This window comes from Bowmanella yangjiangensis (genome assembly GCF_017255015.1).
Lineage (GTDB): Bacteria > Pseudomonadota > Gammaproteobacteria > Enterobacterales > Alteromonadaceae > Bowmanella > Bowmanella yangjiangensis.
Genome location: NZ_JAFKCS010000664.1, coordinates 1 through 397, shown reverse-complemented (window position 1 = coordinate 397; position 397 = coordinate 1). Strand labels below are relative to the sequence as shown.

Sequence of the window (397 nt, the reverse complement as noted above, 5' to 3'; positions counted from 1 at the left end):
CAAGTGCAGGGTGCCGATGGGGGCGATGTTTCCGCTCTGCGTCGGGTGCCGCTGAGTCGCTGCCTCTAGTCCATATCGACGATGCACGGCAGGAGGCTCTGCGTATGCTGACTGCGCATTGCCGGCCCGATATTCGTCAGGCGCCTGCTGCCAGTCGCCTTGGCGTGGCCGGAGCCCATGTGCAGCGCACCGTCAACAGGAGTTCCTCGATGTCATCGACTCATGCACCTGCCGCACTCACCAGCCCGGTAATCGTGACGGGGGCTGCCTCGGGCATTGGCCTGGCGTGCGCCGAGTTGCTGGCTGAGGCCGGCCGGCCCGTGGCGCTGTGGGACCTGCAGGTCGACAAGGCGATCGTTGAAGCGGTGCGCATCAGTGAGGCCACCGGAGTGGCGAC

General features: G+C 66.5%; 1 pseudogene. It reads left to right on the top strand.

Annotated features, from left to right (window positions below):
- Window positions 1–104 precede the first annotated feature (104 nt).
- A pseudogene (locus J0A65_RS26160) lies at window positions 105–397 on the top strand (hypothetical protein); the annotation flags it as partial.